Genomic DNA, 21,660 nt, shown 5'->3' with positions numbered 1-21,660 from the left:
ATTACTGCTCCAGCTCGTTAATGATCTGACTGATTTTCGCCCGCAGCCAACGGTGCATCGGATCCCCCTCCATGGTCCGATGCCAGAGCATGAACTCACGCATCACCGGGATTTTCACCGGTGGTTGCACGATGCGCAGCGGCAGGTAGTTGGCGTAGAGCCTGGCCATGCGCTGGAGCATCGTGGCTACACGTTGGGTGCCGACGATCAACTGCGGCAAGGTGTTGAAGTCATGGGTCACCACTTCCATGCGACGGGTGAAACCGTACTGGCTCATCAGCCATTCTTCGACGCTCAGTTGCCGGTTGCGGCCAAAAATCACTGAGACATGGCCCATCTCGATGTACTGATCGAGGCTGATGCTGTCGCCCACTAGTGTGTTGCCATCCCACACGACGCAAACGTGCTCTTCTTCGAACAGAAGCTGCGATGGGTGGCCTTCGATGAGGTAGCGCTCAGGCACGATCATCATGTCGGCCTCACCGCGCATCAGCATCTCGGTGGACGTGTCGCCGGGGCCCAGCAGTTCGAAGGTGATGTGCGGGGCTTCCAGGGAGATCTTCTGGATCACCCGGGCAAACAGGACGCTGATCAGATAGTCCGAAGTGATCAAGCGAAAATGGCGTTTGCTGGTGGCTGGGTCGAACACCGGTTTGGCGGTAATCGAGGACTGGATCGTCAGCAGCACCTGGCGCACCGGTGCCGCCAGTTCACGGGCATAAGGCGTGGGCTGCATCTTGCGTCCTACCTGCGCCAGCAGCTCATCTTCGAAGTAGAGGCGCAGCCTGCCCAGTACGCCGCTGGTGGCGGATTGGGTCATGTGCAGGCGTTCAGCGGCGCGGGTGATGTTCTGCTCTTCCAGCAATACATCCAGCGCCACCAGGAGGTTGAGATCCAAGTGGTTAAAACGCATGGCGGTCTCGATTCTTGTATTTATTTTGTAAATACCTTCCGGCCTTCCTATCGCGGCGTCAAGTCCCGCGAGTGGGTGAATCGAACGATGACTGTTCGATTTTTCAGGCCATTTGCGCTGTGCAGCCAGGTATCGCGTTTGCCGATAGGTCGCATCCCGACAAGCGATTAGTCAGTGAGTTTGTCCCCCTTCAGTATCAGCCCACAGTCGGTTGGCGTGACGCTTGATCGACTCCAAGACCAGCCTCGGCAGCGCTCCGCCTGGCACGGCTCCCGTAAGCGGGGTGCTGGCCTGCGCTGAATAATTACAATGGAGTGGTAACTCAATGAACATCATTGGCCTTGATGCCTTGATTTTTGGCGTCGACGACATTCAAGCCTGTACCCATTGCCTGCGCGACTATGGTCTGCTGCCTGTCGATGTCGACAGCGAGGGCGGACGTTTTGAAGCACTCGACGGCACGGCGGTGATCATCCGTCGTGCGGACGATGCCCGTCTGCCGGCGGCCATCGGGCCCGCCCCCTCGATTCGTGAAACCGTTTATGGCGTGGCCAGCGCAACTGATCTTGAGGCCATCGCCGATGAACTGGGGCGCGATCGCCCGGTGACCCGCGGTTCCGATGGCTCCGTGCACAGTGTGGACGACATGGGCTTTGCCATTGGTTTCCAGATCAGTGTGCGGCGTGCGTACAGCGCGCCGGCGGACCTGACCAATGCACCGGGCCATGCCCCCCAGCGCCCGGTCAACCAGCCGGGCATCAACCCCGATATGCAGGCCCTGCCGCGCACCCTGTCCCACGTGGTGTATTTCGTGCCGGATGCGGCCAAGGCCGAGGCCTTTTACAAACGCCTGGGCTTCGTGACCACCGACACCTTTGTTGGCGCGGGTCCGTTCATGCGTCCCGCCGGTTCCGATGACCATCACTGTTTGTTCATGATCCAGACGCCGCCGCATATGAAGGGGTGCGAGCACTTTACCTTTCACATGGGCAGCGGTACGGAAGTGCTGTTGGCCGGGCGTCGCTTCGAGCAGCAAGGCTGGACCAGCTTCTGGGGGCCGGGCCGTCACCTCTTCGGTTCCAACTGGTTCTGGTACTTCAACAGCCCGCTGGGCTGCCACATCGAATACGACGCCGACATGGACAAGCACGATGACGCCTGGCAGGCGCGCCAGGCGCCGTTGTCGGCGGATAACTCGCAATTGTTCCTGTTCACTTCCCGGGAAAAATGGTTCCCGAGCGGCCCACCGCCCAAGCAGGCCTGAGTGCGTATTTCGTCCATGAGCCACGACGCGATTGTTCTCAGTCGATTGGATGAATTGGTCGAAGGGGAGGCCCGCGGGTTCGATCCTCTGGGTACAGGCAAGGACAGCGTGTTTGCCCTGCGCCATGACGGCGAGGTGCGCGTCTATCGCAACAGTTGCCCACACTTGGCGGTGCGCCTGGAGTATCGCAAGGACCGTTTTCTCAGCGTCGATGGCCGCCAGATTGTCTGTTACGCCCATGGTGCGCGGTTCCTTCCTGACACGGGTCTGTGCGTGTACGGCCCGTGCCTGGGGGAAAGCCTGAGTGCGCTGCAATGGCATGCAGAAGCCGATTGGCTGGTGCTCGAAGCGGGTCAGTTGGAGGCGTGTGAACCTTAGTTAACGTATCGCGGTTGCTGATACATCGTATCCCTACATGCGATTAGTCAAACGCCTGCTTTGCCGAGAAAGTGAACACAACGCGGTAGCGAATGCGTGCAGAAACAGCCGGCCGTGAAGCCTGGGAACGTTCCGGCAGAACGCTTGCGTGAATAACAAGAATAAGAGTGAGACGAGCATGAACGCAGTGAAAAAGGTGCTTATCGTCGGTGGTGGTATCGGTGGCCTGTGTGCCGCAATCGCTTTGCGTCGCAAAGGCATCGTCGTCGACCTAGTCGAGCTCAAGACGCAGTGGACCGTCTACGGCGTTGGCATCATCCAGCAGAGTAACGTCGTGCGTGAGATGGCCAAGTTGGGTGTGCTGGAGGGCTACCTGGGCGCGGCCTACGCGTTCGAGGATCTGACCATCAATACCACGGCCGGTGAGCAGCTGGCGCGAATCCCCGGTCAGCGCCTGGCTGGACCCGAGTATCCGGCCAACGTTGGCATCTCGCGCCTGGCCCTGCATCAAGTCCTCAGCGAAACCACCATTGCCTTGGGCGCTTCGATTCGCCTGGGCTTGAGCGTCGAGACGCTGGAGCAGGTGGGCGAGGGCGTTGATGTGCTGTTCACCGATGGCAGTCGGGGTCGTTACGACCTGGTCGTGGGCGCCGATGGCCTGTACTCGAAAATGCGCGGCTTGCTGTTCGGCGACCAGTACCCCCCGCGCTTCACCGGCCAAGCGGTGTGGCGCTACAACTTCCCGCGTGCCGCCGGGATCGATCATCTGGCCACGTTCCAGGGACCCGCCGGTAATGCCGGGCTGGTGCCGCTGGGTCAGGACCAGATGTACCTGTTCATGACCTCCCACGAACCCGCCAATCCAAGGATGGAGCCTGCCACGCTGGCGACCCGGATGCGCCAGCGCCTGAGCGGCTTCACCGGGCTGATCGGCGAACTGCGCGAGCAAATAATCGACAGCGAACAGGTGGTCTACAAGCCGCTGGAGGTGGTGTTCGTCAGTGAGCCCTGGTACCGCGGCCGTGTCGTGTTGATCGGCGACGCGGTACACGCCACGACACCGCACCTGGGCCAGGGCGCCGGCATGGCCATTGAAGATGCCGTCGTGCTTGGCGAAGAGTTGGTCGCCGGCGGCAGCGTTGAACAGCAGCTCGAACGCTTCATGGCGCGCCGTTATGAGCGCTGCAAATTCATCAGCGAAAGCTCGGTGCTGGCCGGTGAAAAGGAAATGGCCCACGACAGCAGCTTCGACCGGATCGGCCTGGTCAGGCGGATGCTCGAGGTCACGGCACAGCCCATCTGAGGCGCCGACAAAACCGAATTCGCTCTCCCATGGATGCTTCATGCCTGTGCAGGCTTGGCCCGGTTCGACTGTGGGCGCGGTTTCACCAGAAGAGCTGACATACAACAACAATAAAGAGGGTTACTTCGATGGCTACTCGCAAGATCGCTGCGTCGCGGCGCGTCCCCTTCACCCTGACCCTTGCGGCCAGCCTCGGGCTTGGCGCCTCGGCAGCCCAGGCGTTTCAGATCGACACCGGCAATCCCGATCTCAGCTTGCGCTGGGACAACACGCTGAAGTACAGCGCGGCCTGGCGCCTGAAGGAGCCCAGCAGCAAGCTCAGCGAAGGGCAGACGGCGTTGAACCAGAACGACGGTGATCACAACTTCGGCAAGGGGTTGATCTCCAATCGCCTGGATATTCTTTCCGAGCTGGACATCGGCTTTCACAACTTCGGCGCTCGTCTGAGCGGTGCCGCCTGGTACGACACCGTCTACCAGGACCGCAACGATAACAACGACGCGGCCAGTGCCAACCAACGTTCGGTGGGTTTCAACGAGTTCACCAGTGATACCCGTCAACTGCACGGCGGTGACGGTGAACTGCTGGATGCCTTCGTCTACTGGAACGGTGAGCTGGCCGACCGCTCCTTGTCGGTTCGCGCCGGGCGCCACGGCCTGATCTGGGGTGAAAGCCTGTTCTTCGGCGGCAACGGCATTGCCGGGGCCATGGCGCCGGTGGACGTGGTCAAGGCGCAATCGGTGCCCAATACCCAGTTCAAGGAAATCACCCGGCCGGTCAATCAACTCTCGACCGCCTACCAACTGACCGACGATGTGTCATTGGGTGCCTTCTACCAGTTGGAGTGGGAGGCCACTCGCTTGCCGGGCGCCGGCAGCTATTTCTCCACCAGCGATACCATCGGTGAAGGCAATGAACGGCTGATCACCGGCGGGCCGTTCCCGGATTTCCTTGGCGGCAATGCCAACAGCCCGGCAGCGTTTTTCCATGGCAAGGACAAGAAAGCCAGGAGCTCCGGCCAAGGCGGCCTGCAGCTCAAGTACAACACCGGGACGACGGATTACGGTCTGTACGCGCTCCAATATCACGAGAAAACCCCAACGCTGTACTTGAAGCCGAATGCCACCGGGCCGAACTTCAGTACCGGGCAAGTCGGCGAATATTCCTGGGTTTACCCGGAAGACATCCGCGTCCTGGGCGCCAGTTTCGCGACTTCCGTGGACGAGTACAGCTTTGCCGGTGAGGCATCCATGCGCTGGAACATGCCGCTGGTGTCCAACGCCCAGACCGTCCTGGCGGGTGTCGACGCGGACAACAACGATGACGCCTTGTACGCCGTTGGCCGGACGGCCCACGTCAACCTCAACGTCCTGGCGTCGCTGGGCCCTTCCTTCGTCGCCAATGAGGCCAGCCTGGTCGGGGAGATCGCTTGGAACCGCCTGCTGGCCGTGACCAGGAACCGCGCCGCCCTCGACCCTAACGCCACCGATGACGGCCTGGGCCTGAAGCTGGTGTACACGCCCACCTATCGCCAGTTTTTCCCGGGCGTCGATATCAGCGTGCCGCTGGGCATCAGCTACTTCCCCATGGGCAAGTCGGCGGTGATCAGCGGGTTTGGCCCCGATAGAGGAGGGGACATGAACATCGGCGTCTCCGCCACCTACCTGGACCAAGTGACGGTGGGGCTGACCTACACCCACTTCTACGGTCCCGAGGACACCAGCCTCAACGCCGTCAACCAGTTTAACTACAAGCAGTCGTTGAAGGACCGGGATTACCTGGCTTTCTCCGTCAAGACCACGTTCTAAGAGGATTTGCGCATGACCATTCAGTTCACTCTAAAGGCCTTGTGCTTAACCCTGCTGGCCGCTGCCGCGCCGATGACCCTGGCGGCCAGCGCTGAACAAGCGGCCGCGCTGGGCAAGACCCTGACACCCTTCGGTGCAGAGAAAGCCGGCAATGCCGACGGCAGCATCCCGGCCTGGGATGGCGGCTACACCAAGGTCGATCCTGCCTATGTGCCGGGCGGCAAGCGCAGCGATCCGTTTGCCGCGGACAAACCCTTGTACAGCATTACTGCGCAGAACCTGGCCAAGTACGCCGACAAACTCAGCGACGGCACGAAGGAGTTATTCAAGCGCTTCCCCGACACCTATCGCATCGATGTCTATCCGACCCGGCGCACGGCGGCCGCGCCACAGTGGGTCTATGACAACACATTCAAGAATGCCACCCGCGCCAAACTGGTCGACAGCAGTGCCGGCCTGATCCCCGACGGTGCCTACGGCGGGATCCCGTTTCCGATTCCACAGAACGGCACCGAAGCGATCTGGAACCATTTGCTGAACTGGCGCGGGACCTCGGTGGCGGGGCATTTTCGCCACTATCTGATGACTGCCGACGGCAACCAGGTGATGACAAGCGACGGCCTGTTGACCCAGGAAATGCCCTACTACTTCCAGGAGGGCGGCCCTGAAAATTACTCGGGCGACTACTGGCTGGTGCACTTCGTCAATCTTGGCCCGGCGATTCGTGCCGGCGAGCAGATCCTTGGGCGTGAAAACATCAACGGCGACAAATCCCAGGCTCATGTCTACCTGAGCGGCCAGCGCCGGGTGCGCACGCTGCCCAACGCTTGCTGTGATACGCCGACGCCTTCCACCGCCGGGGTCATGTCCTTCGATGAGCTGAGCGTGTGGGGTGGGCGCACGGACCGCTTCGACTGGAAGCTGGTTGGCAAGCAGGAGATCTATGTCCCCTACAACGCCAACAAGGTGCAGAACGCTGCCCAGCCGCAGGACCTTCTGGGCAAGCACCATCTGAACCCCGATTACGTGCGCTGGGAGTTGCACCGCGTCTGGGTGGTCGAGTCGACGGTGGCCGCCGGCAAGCGCCATCAGTTGCCCAAGGGCCGTTACTACCTCGACGAGGACACTTGGCAAGCCCTGCTCGGCGATCGTTGGGACGCCAGCGGTCAACTGGCCAAGACCCTCTGGTCGCTGCCTTCCGTGCTGCCCGACCTGCCAGGCCTGGTGCAACTGTCTTCCGGTTTCTACGACCTGACCTCTGGTGCGTGGTTTATCCAGAACCTCTATGCGGGGTTGCCGGATCAGTATCGCGCGGTTGATCGCTACAAGGCCTCGGAGTTCTCGCCGGCGGCGATGGCTGGGCGCGGCGTGCGTTAGACCTGAGCCGAGAGTGAGGGGCAGGCCTGTCGGGCTGCCCTTGGGATACGAGTGTTTGTCCGAGGTAGGTTATGAACAGAATCAGTCAGGCGAGCGCGTTGCTCCTGGCCCTGCATTTGCCCTTCGCCACGAGTGAGTGCCTGGCCGGCACGGCTGTCGTGGACGTGCCGCTGAATACCCCTGCCATGCAGGTATCGGCTGCGCAGAACGGCGTGTTGATTGGCCTGGCGCGTGCCGGTACACGTCTCGTTGCGGTGGGCGAGCGCGGCCTGGTGCTACTCTCCGACGACAACGGGCAAAGCTGGCGCCAGGCTTCGGTGCCGGTGTCGGTCAGCCTGACGGCGGTGCAGTTTGTCGATGCGCAACAGGGCTGGGCGGTCGGCCACGCAGGCGTGGTGCTGACGACGCATGATGGCGGCGAGCACTGGACGCTGCAGCTCGACGGCGTGCGCGTGGCACGGCTCGAACTGGATACCGCCAAGGCTGAGCAGGCCACGGCAGCCAACCCGGACGACGCCCTGGCACGGGTACAAAATGCCGAGCGTCTTGTTGCCGATGGGGCGGACAAACCCTTCCTGGCGCTCCAGTTCATCGATGCACATCGAGGGGTGGTTGTTGGGGCCTACGGCTTGGCGCTGCAGACCACCGATGGCGGTGCGACCTGGCAGTCATTGATGGGGCGCATCGCCAACCCGAACGGCTTGCACTTGTACGCCATCAGTGTTCAGGGACCGCGTTGGTTCCTGGCGGGCGAGCAGGGCTACCTGGCGCGCTCGGACGACGACGCGATGTCGTTCAGCCAGTTGAATAGCCCTTACGAAGGCAGTTTCTTCGCCCTGCAGAATCGTGCCGATGGCGCGCTGGTGGTTGCCGGCCTGAAGGGCAATGCCTTTGTCTCCCAGGACGCTGGTGCAAGTTTCCAGCGCCTGTCAGTTCCCGTACCCATCTCCTTCAACGATGCCACCCGTTTGGCCGACGGCCAACTGCTGCTGGTCAACCAGGGCGGCATGCTGTTTCGCAACAGCGAGCAGACCGGAGCGGCGCTGCTGCCATTGGGCAAACCCTTGGGCAAGCCTGTTTCAAGTGTGATCGAGGCCGCCGATGGCAGCCTGATCGTTGCCGGTTTCGCCGGGCTGCAGCGTCTCGCGCAGCCAGCCACTGCCGCTTCGGAGTGAGGTTATGACGTCCCCTGGTAAGTTTTTCCAGTCCCCTAAGAATGCGTTCGACGACTTTGATCCGCGTTCCGGCTCGGTGCTCGAACGAGCATTGTTCAACCATCGTCTGTGGGTGTTGCTGCTGTGCCTTGCGACCACGCTGGTGCTGGGTTGGCAGTCCAGCCGTGTCGAGCTCAATGCCAGTTTCGAAAAAATGATTCCCACCCATCATCCCTATATTGCCAACTACCTTGAGCACCAGCAGGAGTTGAGCGGGCTGGGTAATGCCTTGCGCATCGCCGTGGTGAACAAACGGGGCGAGATCTATGACGCTGACTATCTCAAGACCTTGCAGGCATTGAGCGACAAGATCTACCTGCTGCCCGGTGTCGATCGCGCCTATATGAAGTCGCTCTGGACGCCCGCCACACGCTGGGTCGCGGTGACCGAAGCGGGCCTGGAGGGTGGGCCGGTTATTCCGGATAACTACGATGGCGGCGCTGCGAGCCTTGCGGCATTGCGGCGCAATGTGCAGCTGTCCAACGAAATCGGTCAGTTGGTAGCGTTTGACCAGGCTTCGAGCATCATCCAGGTACCGCTGCTGCAGCGAACCCCCGATGGCCGACCGTTGGACTACACCCAGCTATCGCAACAACTGGAGTCGTTGCGCAGCCAATATCAGAGCGACAACATCGACATCCGTATCACCGGTTTCGCCAAGAAAGTCGGTGACCTGATTGCTGGCCTGCGGCAGATCCTGATCTTCTTCGCCGTGGCGATCCTGATCACCACCGTGGTGCTTTATTGGTACACCCGCTGCATTCGCAGCACCTTGTTGGTGGTGTTCTGCTCATTGGTGGCGGTGGTCTGGCAGCTCGGTCTGCTGCCGCTGCTGGACTATCAACTGGATCCCTACTCGGTGCTGGTACCGTTCCTGGTGTTTGCCATTGGCATGAGCCATGGGGCGCAGAAGATGAACGGCATCATGCAGGACATCGGGCGGGGCATGCACCGGGTCGTCGCTGCGCGCTTTACCTTCCGCCGCCTGTTCCTTGCCGGTCTCACCGCGCTGCTCTGTGATGCGGTCGGTTTCGCGGTGCTGATGATCATCAAGATCCAGGTGATCCAGGACCTGGCGATGATCGCCAGTATCGGTGTGGCGGTGCTGATCTTCACTAATCTGATCTTGCTGCCGATATTGCTTTCCTATGTCGGGGTCAGCGGTCGCGCCGCGCGACTGAGCCTGAAAAGCGAGCACGCTGAACAGGCCGGTCAGAATCGCCACGGGTTCTGGCGCTTCCTCGACCTGTTCACCCAGCGCCGGTGGGCGGCGTTGTGCATTGCCCTGAGCCTGGCGTTGGCGACGCTCGGCTTCATCGTCAGCTTGCAATTGAAGGTTGGGGATCTGGACGCAGGCGCGCCCGAGCTGCGGGCAGACTCGCGCTACAACCAGGATGACGCGTTCCTGACCCGTCATTATGGCGCCAGCAGCGATCTGTTCGCGGTCATGATCAAGACGCCAGCCAGCGCCTGTTCGCGCTACGACATCCTGCGCAAGGTCGATGCCCTCGACTGGCAGTTGCGCACCTTGCCAGGGGTGGATTCGACCAATTCCCTGGCGCTGCTCAACCGCCGGATGCTGGTGGGCCTCAGCGAAGGTAGCCCGAAATGGTATGAGCTGCAGAACAACCAGGCGATGCTCAACATGGTCACCGCCGGAGCACCGCGCGGGTTGTACAACGAAGACTGCAGCTTGCTGACACTGTACGTCTACCTCTCCGACCACAAGGCGCAAACCCTGACCCGCCTGGTAGATCACGTCGAACAGTTCGCCGGGGCGAACAATACCGACGAGGTCCAGTTCCTCCTGGCCGCTGGCAATGCCGGGATCGAGGCGGCGACCAACATCGTCGTCAAGCAGGCCAACCGCGAAATGCTGTTCTGGGTCTACGGTGCCGTGATCCTGCTCTGCCTGATCACCTTCCGTTCCTGGCGCGCCACGATTTGCGCGGTGATTCCGCTGATGCTCACGTCGATCCTCTGTGAGGCGCTGATGGTCTGGCTGAACATCGGCGTCAAGGTCGCGACCTTGCCGGTGATCGCCCTCGGCGTGGGCATCGGCGTCGACTACGCGCTTTACGTGATGAGCATCCTGCTCGGTCATATGCGCCAGGGCACAAGCTTGTCTGAGTCGTATTACCGGGCACTGCTGTCCACCGGCAAGGTGGTGATGCTGACCGGGGTGACCCTGGCGATCGGCGTGGCCACCTGGATGTTTTCGCCGATCAAGTTCCAGGCTGACATGGGCGTGCTGCTGGCCTTCATGTTCGTCTGGAACATGGTCGGTGCACTGGTTCTGTTGCCGGCCCTGGCTCACTTCCTGTTACCGAGCAAACGTGTCAGCACGGGGCAGGCTGAGGCCAGACCCAGCCACCTGACGAGCCTGCCGCTGATGCCGGCCGTAGCCGAGGAGGGGGCCTGCGTGAAGCACTCGCTGCGCCTGACTTCGGGACACGATCAAACGACAACAGCCGCCAATCCCGTCGCGTCATAACAACAAGAAAGGACTTTCCCATGCCTCGTGTATCGCTGTTCCAGCAGTCTCTATGGCTTGACCTTATCGCCGGCCTGAGTGCCTTCGGCATGGCGTTCTGCGCGACCCAACCACCGGAGGTACGCGATGAACGTTGAACGCCAGGCAGGTTTGCCACAGTCGTTGTTGCTGCTACTCGGCAGTTGCCTGCCGGTGCTCGGTGCGGTGCTGCTGGCTCCCATCCTGCCGCGTATGCAGGAGCACTTCGCCGACACGCCGGGTGTAGCCGTGCTGGTGCCCATTGCCCTGACGCTACCGGCATTGATGATTGCACTGTTGGCACCTGTAGCAGGGATCATCGCCGACCGACTGGGGCGCAAGCCGTTGCTGATCGGTGCGATGTTTCTCTACACCGTCTGTGGCGTGCTGCCGCTATGGCTGGAGTCGCTAGAGGTCATCGTGATCAGCCGCGCCGGCATCGGTGTGGCCGAGGCGGCGATCATGACCTGCTGCACCACGATGATGGGCGACTACTACAGCGGTGCGCGGCGTGAACGCATGTTCGCCCTGCAAATGGTTGCGACCTCGTTGTCGGCGGCGATTTTCATTGCTGTTGGTGGCGTGCTCGGCGAGCACGGCTGGCGCACGCCGTTTGCCCTGTATGGGCTGGGGCTGGTGTTTCTGCCGCTGATGGTCTGGTTGCTGTGGGAGCCGCGGGCGCAGGTCGTCACCGCGACAACAGCGGCGGGCAGGGCATTCCCCTGGCGCCCCCTGGCACCGTTGTATGCCCTGGCATTCCTGGCGGGCTTGAGCCTGTTCATCGTACCGGTACAAGTCGGTTACCTGCTCAACCTGCTGCATGTCGAAGGCTCGCAGCAGATCGGCATGACCATGGGCGCCAGTCAGTTTGGCGTCCTGGTCGGCGCCCTGAGTTTCCGTCTATTGCGTGGTGTCCCTGCGCACCGGCAGATGCTCCTGGCTTTCGTCGCGGCCGGTATCGGTGGCGGGCTGCTGGCGGTGGTCGACAGTCATGGGCTGGTGGTGATCGCCGTCCTGATCAATGGCCTGGGCATCGGCCTGATGATGCCGACCCTGCTCACCTGGATCATGAGCCAGGTCGACTTCCAACAGCGCGGCCGCGCCGCCGGCGGCTTCACGGCGATGTTCTTTGCCGGTGAGTTCGCCAGCCCGCTGGTGGTGTTGGCGATTACCGGGGGAATGATCAGCGCTTTGCCAGCCGCACTGGGAATCGTCGCGGGCGTTCAACTGTTGGTGGCCCTGGCCTGCATTCGGTTGCGTGGCCGCAGGTCAGTTTTTCCCGCTGCGGTTGCCGCAGACACTGATCGCTGATCTGCCCATCCGACGTGTCATCAAAATAAGAAAAACGAGGAGAACATCATGAGTTATTTGCTCAACACCTGGTACATCGCTGGATGGGCGGACGAGCTGGCGCAAGGTGGGATGCTTGGCAGAACCATCGTCGAGCAACCCATCGTGTTCTTTCGCAATAGCCAGGGGGCGATCCAGGCGCTCGCCGATCGTTGCCCGCACCGTTTTGCCCCGCTGCACATGGGCAAGATTGTCGGCGACAGCGTTCAGTGTCCGTACCACGGCTTGCGTTTCGATGGCAGTGGCCAATGTACGCACAATCCCCACGGCGATGGGAGTATCCCCAAGGCTGCGTGTGTCCGCGCGTTCGCGGTCGCTGAGCGCCATGGCGCGATCTGGGTCTGGCCTGGCGATCCGAACTTGGCCAACGATGCGCTGATCCCTGATTTTTCCTTCTTCGAGCAGGCGCCTACCGATGCCAAAGGGCACGGCTATTTGCCTACGCGTGCACACTATGAGCTGCTGGCCGACAACATCATGGACTTGAGCCACGTTGATTTCCTGCACCCCGATACGCTCGGTGGCGGAGCGTTGTCCAGCACGCGCGCCACCATCGAGGAGTTGCCCAATGATCGCGTGCGCATCAGTTGGTGGGCGCCTGACGATGTACCTCCACCGGCCTTCGGCGCTCATCTTGAGGATCCGACTCGGGCGGACGTCTGGGCCGAGGTCATCTGGCACGCCCCCGGCCTGATGCTGCTGGGCAGTGGCGCCACGCCTCCAGGGTGCCCCAGGGAAGAGGGGCCCGTGACATGGAACCTGCACCTCATGACACCGCAGGACGCGACCAATACCCATTACTTCTTTGCCAACACGCGCAGTTTCGAGCAGGACAATGCGCAGTTGAATGCCTTCGTCCAGGACATGTTGATCGGTATTTTTGCCGGTGAAGACAAACCCATGGTCGAGGCCCAGCAGCGCCAGATTGGCGAGGTCGACCTGCTGGGTCTTAACCCTGTGTTGCTGCCAGTCGATGCCGGGGCCGTGCGCTGTCGACGGGTGCTACGTCGATTGATTGAAGCCGAGCGCGCGACGACGCACGCCAGCCCGTCGTCAAGCTTTGAAAAAGAGGAATCGCGATGAGCTTTCTCCGCAACGTCTGGTACGCAGCCGCCTGGGGCACCGAGGTCAAGGCCGGGGAGCTGTTCCAACGGACCCTGCTCAATGAGCCCGTGGTGTTTTTTCGCGACACCCAAGGTAACGCCCAAGCCATTGCCGATCGCTGCCCCCACCGTTTCGCGCCCCTGGGCATGGGAATCCTCAAAGGCGATGCGGTGCGTTGTCCGTACCACGGCCTGGAGTTCGATGGCAGTGGCGCCTGTGTGCATAACCCCCACGGAGATGGTGCAATTCCCAAGGCGGCAAAGGTCAAGGCCTACCCGCTGGCTGAACGCTACAGCCTGCTGTGGATCTGGATGGGTGATCCACACTTGGCCGATGCGACGCTGATTCCGGATTTCAATTGCATGGATGAAGACCATTGGTATGTCGGCAAACGCTACCTGCACGCGAGAGCCAACTATGTGCTGGAAACCGACAACATCATGGACCTGAGTCATATCGAGTTCCTGCATCCGTCTACGTTGGGTGGCGATGGCGTCAAGGGTGCATTGACTAGCGTGCAAGAGGAGGGCAACACCGTTTGGTCCAACCGCCAGACGGTTGCGGAAATCATGCCAGAGTTCCTCTACACCGCCTGGAACATTCCCCAGGGTACGCCGGTGGACCGTTGGATCGATGTGCGTTGGGATGCGCCTGCGAACATGTTGCTGTTTTCCGGTGCAGTGGCGACCGGTCTCCCCAGGGATAAGGGCGTTTCCACACCGATTCCGCACCTCTTCACCCCGGAGACCGAGACCACGACTCACTATTGGTTCTCAGTCTGTTTTCCCAAGGCAATGGGCGAATTCGCCGAGCGATTCGCTGACGAACAAGCGGCCGCGATCAACCGGCCCTTTACCGATGAAGACTTGCCAATGCTCGAGGCTCAGCAACGCATGATGGGCGATGCTTCGTTCTGGGACTTGAAACCGGTCCTGCTGATCGGTGATGCAGGCGCCATCCGCGCGCGGCGTGTACTCGATCGGATGATTGCTGCCGAGCAGCCTGCGGGTGCCAAGTGATGATTGAAGTCATCGTCACCCGCAAGCGTCGCGAAGCCGAAGGCATCTACAGTTTCGAACTGGCCCCGGTCGACGATTCCATGTTACCTGCCTTCAGCGCCGGCTCGCATATCGACGTGTATCTGCCCAATGGCCTGGTGCGCCAGTACTCGCTGTGCAATCACCCGGAAGAACGCCACCGCTACCTGCTGGGGGTGTTGCTCGACCCAGCGTCTCGCGGCGGTTCACAGGTCATGCACGAGCAGGTGCATGAAGGTAGTCGCCTGCGCATCAGCGAGCCACGCAACCTGTTCCCGCTTGAGCATGGCGCGGGGCACAGCGTGCTGTTCGCGGGCGGTATCGGCATCACGCCGATCCTCTGCATGGCCGAGCGCCTGGCGCGGATCGGCGCGCCTTTCGAGCTGCACTACTGCGGTCGCTCGGCCGGGCGCATGGCCTTTATCGAGTACATCCGCCATTCGGCGTTTGCCAATTGCGTGCACGTTCATGTGGACGATGGTGAGGATGCCCAGCGTCTGGACAGCGTTCGGGTCTTGTCCGCGCCGGCGAGTGACCGTCACCTGTATGTCTGTGGCCCTAACGGTTTCATGGAGCACGTGCTTGGCACGGCGCGCGCGCAGGGCTGGGCCGAGGCGCAATTGCACCGTGAGTACTTCAGCGCTGCCGCTGCTCCGATGGGTGAGGCGGACGGCTTCGAGGTGCAACTGGCCAGCACCGGACAGTGTTTCCAGGTGCCGGCCGCGCTCAGCGTTGCCCAGGTGCTGCAGGAGGCGGGTATCGATATTCCGTTGTCCTGCGAGCAGGGCATCTGTGGCACCTGCCTCACGCGCGTGCTGGAAGGTGAGCCGGACCATCGCGACATGTTCTTGACCGATGCCGAGCGAGCCCGCAACGACCAGTTCACGCCGTGTTGCTCGCGTGCCAGGAGCGCGCGGCTGGTGCTCGATCTTTAAGGTTTTTTCATGAATCCATTTTTACCTGCTGCTGTGCTTCGCCAATTGATTGAGGAGTCGAACATGCAACAACTTCCTGGTTTCAAACGCGTGGTCACCGGGCACGATGCCCAGGGCCAGGCGGTGGTCGCGCTCAGCGGCCCGACGCCCAACAGCTTCGCGCTCAAGGCCGTACCCGGCACGGTCTTCCATGAGATCTGGAGCAGTGGCGCCAGCCCGGCCGTGCTGGATAACGGCGACGACCCCACCCGCAAGCCGCTTCAATTGAGTCCGGCACCCCTGGGCAGTGTCATCCGCGTGGTGGATATCCCGCCTGACAGCATGCAGAACCAAATCAGCGCCGAGGAGGCCGCGGCGGCCTTCGCCGAAATTGGCCAGGCCCATGCCGGCACGGGGCAGGCGGATTCAAAGCACAAGCTGATGCACCGCACCGAAACCCTCGATTACGGCGTGGTCACCGAGGGTGAAGTCTGGCTGGTGCTCGATGGCGAGGAGGTGCATCTCAAACGCGGTGACATCGTCGTGCAGCGCGGCACCAACCACGCCTGGAGCAATCGCACCGAGCAGATGGCCCGCATGCTCTTCGTGCTGCTCGATGGCCGCTTCGCCCCCGAGCTGCAAGGAGAACCGGCATGAAGCTCAGTACTCTCAAGAATCACAGCCGTGACGGTTGCCTGCTGGTGGTGTCTCGCGACCTGGCCTGGGCGGTGGATGCCAGCGATATTGCCGCGACGCTGCAGGATGCCATTGAGCAATGGCCGAGCGTCGTAACCGATTTGCGCGCGCGGTATGAAGCCTTGAATGAAGGCACGCTGACCGGTGCCTTCGCCTTTGATCCGCAGCAAGCCGCCGCCCCCTTGCCGCGTGCCTGGCAGTGGCTGGACGCCTCGTCTTTCCTCAGTCATGGCGAGCGGATGCAGAAGGCGTTTGCGCTTGATCCGATCGAAGGCGTTGAACACACCCCGCTGATGTACCAGGGTTGCGGCGATGATTTCCTGGGCCCCCACGACGACATCGTTCTACCGAGTGAGGCCCACGGCATCGACTTTGAAGGCGAGTACGCGGTGTTGGTCGATGACGTGCCCATGGGCTGCTCGGCAGAACAGGCCGCCAGTCATATTCGACTCATTCTGCAAGTCAACGATATCAGCCTGCGTGCGCTCGCCCCCCGTGAAATGAAGACTGGCTTCGGTTTTATCCAAGCCAAGTCCTCATCCAGCTTTGCCCCGGTGGCGGTCACCCCCGACGAGTTGGGCGAGGCCTGGCGCGATGGGCGTGTGCACTTGCCGCTGAAGGTTGAATGGAATGGCAAGTGGTTTGGCCATGCCCATGGCGGCGCCATGCATTTCGGTTTTCATCAGTTGATTGCCCATGCGGCGCTGACCCGGCGCCTCAGGGCGGGCTGCCTGATCGGCTCCGGCACCGTCTCCAATGCCGACCCCACGGTTGGCGCTGCCTGCATCGCCGAACGTCGTGCCGTCGAGATGATCGAGCGAGGCGCGCCACAGACACCTTTCATGCGCTTCGGTGATCGCGTGCACATGGAAGTCTTCGACCAGCAAGGGCAATCGGTGTTCGGGGCGATAGACCAGTGTGTCGTGTGTGGAGGCCTCCCATGCGCGTGATGATTACCGGGGCCAATGGTTTTGTAGGCCGGGCGCTGGTGAAACGATTGCTCGAAACCAATGAGTTACTAGGCCGGACGATCAGTACGTTGATCCTGCTGGATAAAGAGCTGGTGGGCTTTGCTGACGATAAGCGCCTGCGCCGGCATTGCGGCAGTGTGACCGACGCCGCGTTATTGCGCCGCGCGTTGGCCGATGGCGTTGATGTGGTTTTTCACTTGGTCAGCGTCCCGGGTGGCGCGGCCGAGCAGCACTATTCGCTGGGCTATCAGGTCAACCTGTTGGCAAGCCTGGAATTGCTTGACCAGTTGCGCGAACAGCCGGGCCGGCCGGTGCTGGTGTATGCCAGCAGCGTGGCGGTGTACGGCGGCGACCTGCCGGCCCGCATGGATGAGCGTGCGGTGCCGAGCCCGCAGTTGAGTTACGGCGCGCACAAGGTGATGGTGGAAATGGCGCTCAACGACCTTGCCCGACGAGGCGAGGTGGACGGTCGTGCCGTGCGCCTGCCCGGCATTGTCGCGCGTCCACGTGAACCCAATGGACTGCGCTCGGCGTTCATGAGCGACCTGCTGCACGCCTTCGCGCAAGGCCAGCCATATTGCTGCCCGGTCTCACCGCTGGCGCAGGCATGGTGGATGTCCGTGCGGTGTTGCGTGGATAACCTGCTACGGGCCGCCGAACTGCCGGCTGCCGAGCTCGGTGAGTCACGCGTTTGGCAACTGCCGCTGTTGCACCTGTCCATTGCCCAGGTCATCGATGCCTTGGCCGCGGCCTATGGCCAGGAACGCCGCGCATTGATCAGCTTCGCACCGGATGCCGGGCTGCAAGCGTTGTTCGGCAATTTTCCGGCGATGAAAACCCCTCTGGCCCGCGCCCTTGGCTTTCGCCATGACGGCTCGGCAGCCGCCTTGATACGTAACAGTTTGAACACGGCTACCCCGATGCGTCGTGCGCGTGGGCGGGTGGCGCTTGGAGTGAGCGAAAATGCAACCAACTAAACGCCGCCTGGTGGACCTGTCCGTTACCCTGGACAACAACCCTTACACCGATCCACCGCCGTTGCTGCCGAAAATCGACTACATGGACCATCAGCAAGGCTGGCCGGAGATGGCTGCGATGTTTCCCGGCCTGTCCAAGGCGCAACTGCCCGGCGACGAGTCCTGGGCGGCTGAGCGCCTGCAGATCACGACGCACAGCGGTACGCATATGGACGCCCCTTGGCACTACGCCTCGACCACGGACGGTGGCAAGCCGGCTTTCGGCATCGACGAACTGCCGCTGGACTGGTGCCTGCAACCGGGCGTGAAACTGGACTTTCGTCATTTGCCGGATGGCCATGTGGTCAGCGCCGCCGAAGTGCAGGCTGAGCTGGCGCGCATCGAACACGTCCTCCAGCCGTTGGACATTGTCCTGATCAACACCCGCGCCGGGGCGCTGTTTGGCCAGCCTGGGTATCTGGATGCCGGGGTTGGCATCGGCCGCGAGGCCACGTTGTATCTGCTCGAGCGTGGCGTGCGGGTGGTCGGCACCGATGCCTGGAGCTGGGATGCGCCGTTCAAGTACACGCGCGAACGTTTCGCGGCCACGGGCGATGCTTCGATCATCTGGGAAGGGCACAAGGCCGGACGTGACATCGGCTACGGCCAGATGGAGAAACTGGCCAACCTGGAATGCCTGCCAGCCCATGGTTTCCAGGTGTCCTGTTTCCCCTACAAGATCAGGCACGCTTCGGCTGGTTTCGTCCGTGCCGTAGCGATTTTCGAGGAATGAGCGTGACTGCGGACGCTGCTTTGACGATTGTCGATCCTCGATGGACATTGTTTGTGCGGGTCGCGGCGGCTGGAAGTCTCAGTAAAGCGGCTGTTTTACTGGATATGCCGCAGTCCATGGTCAGTCGAAACATTGCTCAGCTCGAATCGCAATGTGGCGAGCGGCTGTTTCATCGTACTGGCCGTGGAGTGCTCCTGACTGAGTTTGGGGAGCAGTTGCTGCCTTGCGTATCGAGTCTTATCGCGGACGCCGAAGGCCTGGCCGATGACATTCGTACCCGGCGTGGGAAACCCGTGGGGGAGGTGGTCGTAGGGATGCTGCCTTCGGCGGTCCGGCGGTTTGCCGGTACGCTTTTCGCGGCGGTACAAGCACAGATGCCGGGTGTGAGATTGCACCTGATCGAGGGCGCGAGTGCGCAACTCGAAGAGCAGCTGCAGGATGGTCGTCTGGATATGGCGCTGGTCCTGCGCGAGAACGAAGCCAGCATCGGCGAGGCGTATCTACTGGCCAGGCTGGCGCTGCATTTGATAGGGCCAGCCAGCGATCCGCTCTTTGCCGAGCGAGACATTGCGTTAGAGCGGCTATCTGGATTGCCACTGGTAGTCCCGGGGCGTCCCCATCTGTTAAGGGCCAGGCTCGATCATCTGGCCGCCGAACAGTGCGTGGAGTTGTGCGTTGCGGTGGAAGCCGACTCCGTCCAGCTCCAGTACGAAGTTGTCGCGGCTGGCGGAGGTTATGCGATTGCCTCTGTGCTGCCGGGCTCGCTGGATCAACGACTGATTTCATCGCGCATTATCGAGCCCGTGCTGGAGCGCTTTGTCGTGCTGGTCGAGTCGCCCCGTCGCCCCTTGACCCGTGCTTCCCGTGAAGTGCGACGGCTGATTTGCAATCTGTCCATGCCATCGATTTGAGCGATAGCTGCTTTCGATCCCAAGCAGTATCCGGTGGGGTGCGCGCCTCGTAGGGTGTCAGTCAATCAATGATTGATACCCGATTGCGAGGTTAGCGATATGCATCATGCCCAAGAGTCCCAAGTCATTACCCCGACGCTTTTTCTCAGCGACGCCGATGTTGCCTCGCTCGCCGACTGGAGCACAGCCGTTGCCGCGCTCGCGCAGGCGTATGCCTGCCCTACGACGGATGCCATGGTGCCGCCTCGTTCCATGGCCCGCGGCGACGGTATCTGGTTGCGCAGTTTGACTGCTGTACCTCCCGCTGGCGGCCAAATGGGCTGCAAGTTGATCGCGGCCTCCATGCGGGCACGCTGCGCCAGCTACCTGATCGCATTGTTCGACCAGCAAACCATGGCGCTTAGCGCTTTGATCGACGGCAATCGGGTGACGGGTTTGCGCACGGCGGCAACCGCTGCGTTGGCGGTCGATTTGCTGGCGCCCAAGCGCGCGCTGCGGGTGGGTGTGATTGGCTCGGGATTTGAGGCCCGTGGCGCGTTGGACTGCCTTAAGTCCGTGCGCGATGTGGCCCATGTCCGGGTGTTCAGTCCAACGCCCGCGAGCCGCGAGCGCTTTGCCGAAAGCTTCAGGCCGGGGCTGGACATCCAGGCGGTGAACAGCGCGCAAGAGGCCGTGCAGGATTGTGATGTGGTGATCTGTGCCGCTCGCAGCCGTGATGAGTCTCCTGTATTGCAAGGCGCCTGGCTTTGCCCGGGCGTCACGGTCGTGTCATTGGGCTCCACCTTGCCAGAGCAACGGGAGGTTGACCCGGCCACGATGGAGCGAGCCGTCTGCATCGTCGCCGATATGCCACAAGAGGTACTTCACGATACCGGCGACGCCATTGCCGCGATCAGTGCCGGCGTTTATGTCGTCGACAAATTGGTCGCGCTGTCGGATCTGGTCGCGGGTCGCGTCAATCCGCGCCAGAAAGAAAGCGACATCGTTCTCTACAAATCGGTTGGCTCGGCGCTGCAGGATGTCGTCATCGCACAAGCGTTGTACGAGCGCGCCAGGCAACAAGGCCTCGGCATCGAGCTGCCTGCCAGCATTGTCCCTGTCTCGAAATAACCCCTCCACTGTTCGAAGGAAAATCATCATGGCCACTTACAAGAAAGCTGATGCCCGCGCCTGGGCCCGTGAATACCTGGTGGGCTGCTCGGCTGTCACCATCCCCAGCTTCAGTGCTGACCTGAAGCGTCTCAATGAGCGTGGCATCCGCCACGACATCGAGCACACGGTTGGCCTGGGCTACAGCAGCACGTTGCTGTGCAGCGAACTGGCGATCTCTGCCCAGGAAAACGCTCAATTCACCGCCTGGGCCCGTGAGTCGGGGAAAAACCTGATCCTGTTCTTCCACGCGGCCTTTGGCACGCTTGCCGAGAATATCGAGGCGGTGAAGCTCGCCGAGAATGCCGGTGCAGACATCGTCCTGCTTTCCTATCCACCACAGTTCTGGCCGACCAGCGAGCAGGAAATCTACGACTACACCAAGGCATTCTGCGACGCGACGGACCTGGCCGTCATGCTCTTCCCGATTCCGCTCTGGGGCTTTGAGCGCGTGCATCCGGCGGGTATGTCGCTGGAATTGGTCCGTCGGCTGCTGGCCGATTGTCCGAACATCGCGGCCATCAAATCGGAGCAAGGGTTTCCGCTGCCGGCGGGCATTTGCGAGATGTATTACCACTTCCGTGATCAGGTGGTGATCAGTTGCCCGATCGAAGGTGACGCCATTCCCTTGATGAGCCTGATGAAGCTGCAGTTTTCCGGCACCAGCAACACCGCCTGGATGAGCGACTACTACCCGAAAGCGTTCGAACTGGCCCGCACGGGCCGCTTCGAAGAAGCGATGGAGCTGTATTGGAAGGTCAACCCGGCACGCAGTGCCAATGGCGCCGCTGCGCAAAGCTATGCCGGCGGTACCGGGGTGCTCAATCGCACGATGTGGAAATACCAGGACTGGCTCGCCGGCTTCAACGGCGGCCCACTGCGTGCCCCGGCGATGCGCGTGCCGGATCGCCTCATGAAATCTTTGCGCCAAGGGTTGGTTGCGGCGGGTCTGCCGGTGACTTCGGATCCGGATAGCGCGTTCATGATCGGGCGTTACCCTTGCTGATTAA

At 61.7% G+C, this 21,660-nt stretch carries 19 protein-coding genes; 18 read left to right on the top strand and 1 reads right to left on the bottom strand.

All coding sequences use genetic code 11. The annotated features are described in order from the left end of the window. Position 1 precedes the first annotated feature (1 nt). Entirely contained in the window at positions 2-913 is a 912-nt protein-coding gene (locus F7R20_RS02605) for a LysR family transcriptional regulator (RefSeq protein ID WP_003200355.1), read from the bottom strand. Between the two features lie 325 nt (positions 914-1,238). Between F7R20_RS02605 and F7R20_RS02600 the strand changes: the two genes are divergently transcribed. From F7R20_RS02600 to F7R20_RS02515, 18 genes are all read left to right on the top strand, one after another. Beyond that, positions 1,239-2,177 (top strand): VOC family protein, encoded by a 939-nt coding sequence (locus tag F7R20_RS02600; RefSeq protein WP_003200357.1) that lies wholly within the window; start codon positions 1,239-1,241, stop codon positions 2,175-2,177. Positions 2,178-2,192: 15 nt separating this feature from the next. Then, entirely contained in the window at positions 2,193-2,555 is a 363-nt protein-coding gene (locus F7R20_RS02595) for a Rieske (2Fe-2S) protein (RefSeq protein WP_003200360.1), read from the top strand. Positions 2,556-2,733: 178 nt separating this feature from the next. Then, complete coding sequence (locus tag F7R20_RS02590) at positions 2,734-3,858, top strand: FAD-dependent oxidoreductase (protein WP_003200362.1); 1,125 nt, start codon at positions 2,734-2,736, stop codon at positions 3,856-3,858. A 128-nt stretch (positions 3,859-3,986) separates the two neighbouring features. After that, on the top strand, positions 3,987-5,666 hold the full coding sequence (locus tag F7R20_RS02585; RefSeq protein ID WP_003200364.1) for a DUF1302 domain-containing protein: 1,680 nt from the start codon (positions 3,987-3,989) through the stop codon (positions 5,664-5,666). Between the two features lie 12 nt (positions 5,667-5,678). After that, a complete protein-coding gene (locus F7R20_RS02580; protein WP_003200366.1) occupies positions 5,679-7,043 on the top strand; it encodes a DUF1329 domain-containing protein in 1,365 nt (454 codons plus the stop codon). Positions 7,044-7,114: 71 nt separating this feature from the next. Continuing rightward, positions 7,115-8,218: a WD40/YVTN/BNR-like repeat-containing protein gene (locus F7R20_RS02575; protein ID WP_033028088.1), complete on the top strand. Its 1,104-nt coding sequence runs from the start codon at positions 7,115-7,117 to the stop codon at positions 8,216-8,218. Positions 8,219-8,222: 4 nt separating this feature from the next. Next, positions 8,223-10,751 (top strand): efflux RND transporter permease subunit, encoded by a 2,529-nt coding sequence (locus F7R20_RS02570; protein ID WP_003200370.1) that lies wholly within the window; start codon positions 8,223-8,225, stop codon positions 10,749-10,751. 126 nt (positions 10,752-10,877) lie between these two features. Next, complete coding sequence (locus F7R20_RS02565) at positions 10,878-12,080, top strand: MFS transporter (RefSeq protein WP_003200372.1); 1,203 nt, start codon at positions 10,878-10,880, stop codon at positions 12,078-12,080. Positions 12,081-12,128: 48 nt separating this feature from the next. Beyond that, positions 12,129-13,202 carry an aromatic ring-hydroxylating dioxygenase subunit alpha gene (locus F7R20_RS02560; protein ID WP_003200374.1) on the top strand — a complete coding sequence of 358 codons (1,074 nt, stop codon included), beginning with the start codon at positions 12,129-12,131 and terminating at the stop codon, positions 13,200-13,202. Next, positions 13,199-14,242 (top strand): aromatic ring-hydroxylating dioxygenase subunit alpha, encoded by a 1,044-nt coding sequence (locus F7R20_RS02555; RefSeq protein WP_003200376.1) that lies wholly within the window; start codon positions 13,199-13,201, stop codon positions 14,240-14,242. Before F7R20_RS02560 ends, F7R20_RS02555 begins: the two co-directional genes overlap by 4 nt. Further along, positions 14,242-15,195 (top strand): PDR/VanB family oxidoreductase, encoded by a 954-nt coding sequence (locus F7R20_RS02550; protein WP_003200378.1) that lies wholly within the window; start codon positions 14,242-14,244, stop codon positions 15,193-15,195. Before F7R20_RS02555 ends, F7R20_RS02550 begins: the two co-directional genes overlap by 1 nt. Positions 15,196-15,258: 63 nt before the next feature. Next, positions 15,259-15,831, top strand: coding sequence for a cupin domain-containing protein (locus tag F7R20_RS02545; protein WP_003200380.1), 573 nt, complete (start codon positions 15,259-15,261; stop codon positions 15,829-15,831). Continuing rightward, complete coding sequence (locus F7R20_RS02540; RefSeq protein ID WP_003200383.1) at positions 15,828-16,820, top strand: fumarylacetoacetate hydrolase family protein; 993 nt, start codon at positions 15,828-15,830, stop codon at positions 16,818-16,820. The genes F7R20_RS02545 and F7R20_RS02540 overlap by 4 nt, the downstream gene beginning before the upstream one ends. Next, positions 16,811-17,818, top strand: coding sequence for an NAD-dependent epimerase/dehydratase family protein (locus F7R20_RS02535; RefSeq protein ID WP_003200384.1), 1,008 nt, complete (start codon positions 16,811-16,813; stop codon positions 17,816-17,818). The genes F7R20_RS02540 and F7R20_RS02535 overlap by 10 nt, the downstream gene beginning before the upstream one ends. Beyond that, complete coding sequence (locus tag F7R20_RS02530; protein ID WP_003200387.1) at positions 17,805-18,590, top strand: cyclase family protein; 786 nt, start codon at positions 17,805-17,807, stop codon at positions 18,588-18,590. The genes F7R20_RS02535 and F7R20_RS02530 overlap by 14 nt, the downstream gene beginning before the upstream one ends. After that, on the top strand, positions 18,587-19,501 hold the full coding sequence (locus F7R20_RS02525) for a LysR family transcriptional regulator (protein WP_032833224.1): 915 nt from the start codon (positions 18,587-18,589) through the stop codon (positions 19,499-19,501). The genes F7R20_RS02530 and F7R20_RS02525 overlap by 4 nt, the downstream gene beginning before the upstream one ends. Positions 19,502-19,600: 99 nt before the next feature. Then, positions 19,601-20,611, top strand: coding sequence for an ornithine cyclodeaminase family protein (locus F7R20_RS02520; protein WP_003200391.1), 1,011 nt, complete (start codon positions 19,601-19,603; stop codon positions 20,609-20,611). A gap of 28 nt (positions 20,612-20,639) precedes the next feature. Next, the gene (locus F7R20_RS02515) at positions 20,640-21,656 is read left to right on the top strand and encodes a dihydrodipicolinate synthase family protein (protein ID WP_003200392.1); all 1,017 of its coding nucleotides are present in this window, start codon (positions 20,640-20,642) and stop codon (positions 21,654-21,656) included. The last annotated feature ends 4 nt before the right edge of the window (positions 21,657-21,660 follow it).

The organism is Pseudomonas brassicacearum subsp. brassicacearum, from assembly GCF_008801605.1.
Lineage (GTDB): Bacteria > Pseudomonadota > Gammaproteobacteria > Pseudomonadales > Pseudomonadaceae > Aquipseudomonas > Aquipseudomonas brassicacearum.
Note: the sequence above shows the minus strand (reverse complement) of the source record. Positions and strands in the feature narration are given on the sequence as shown.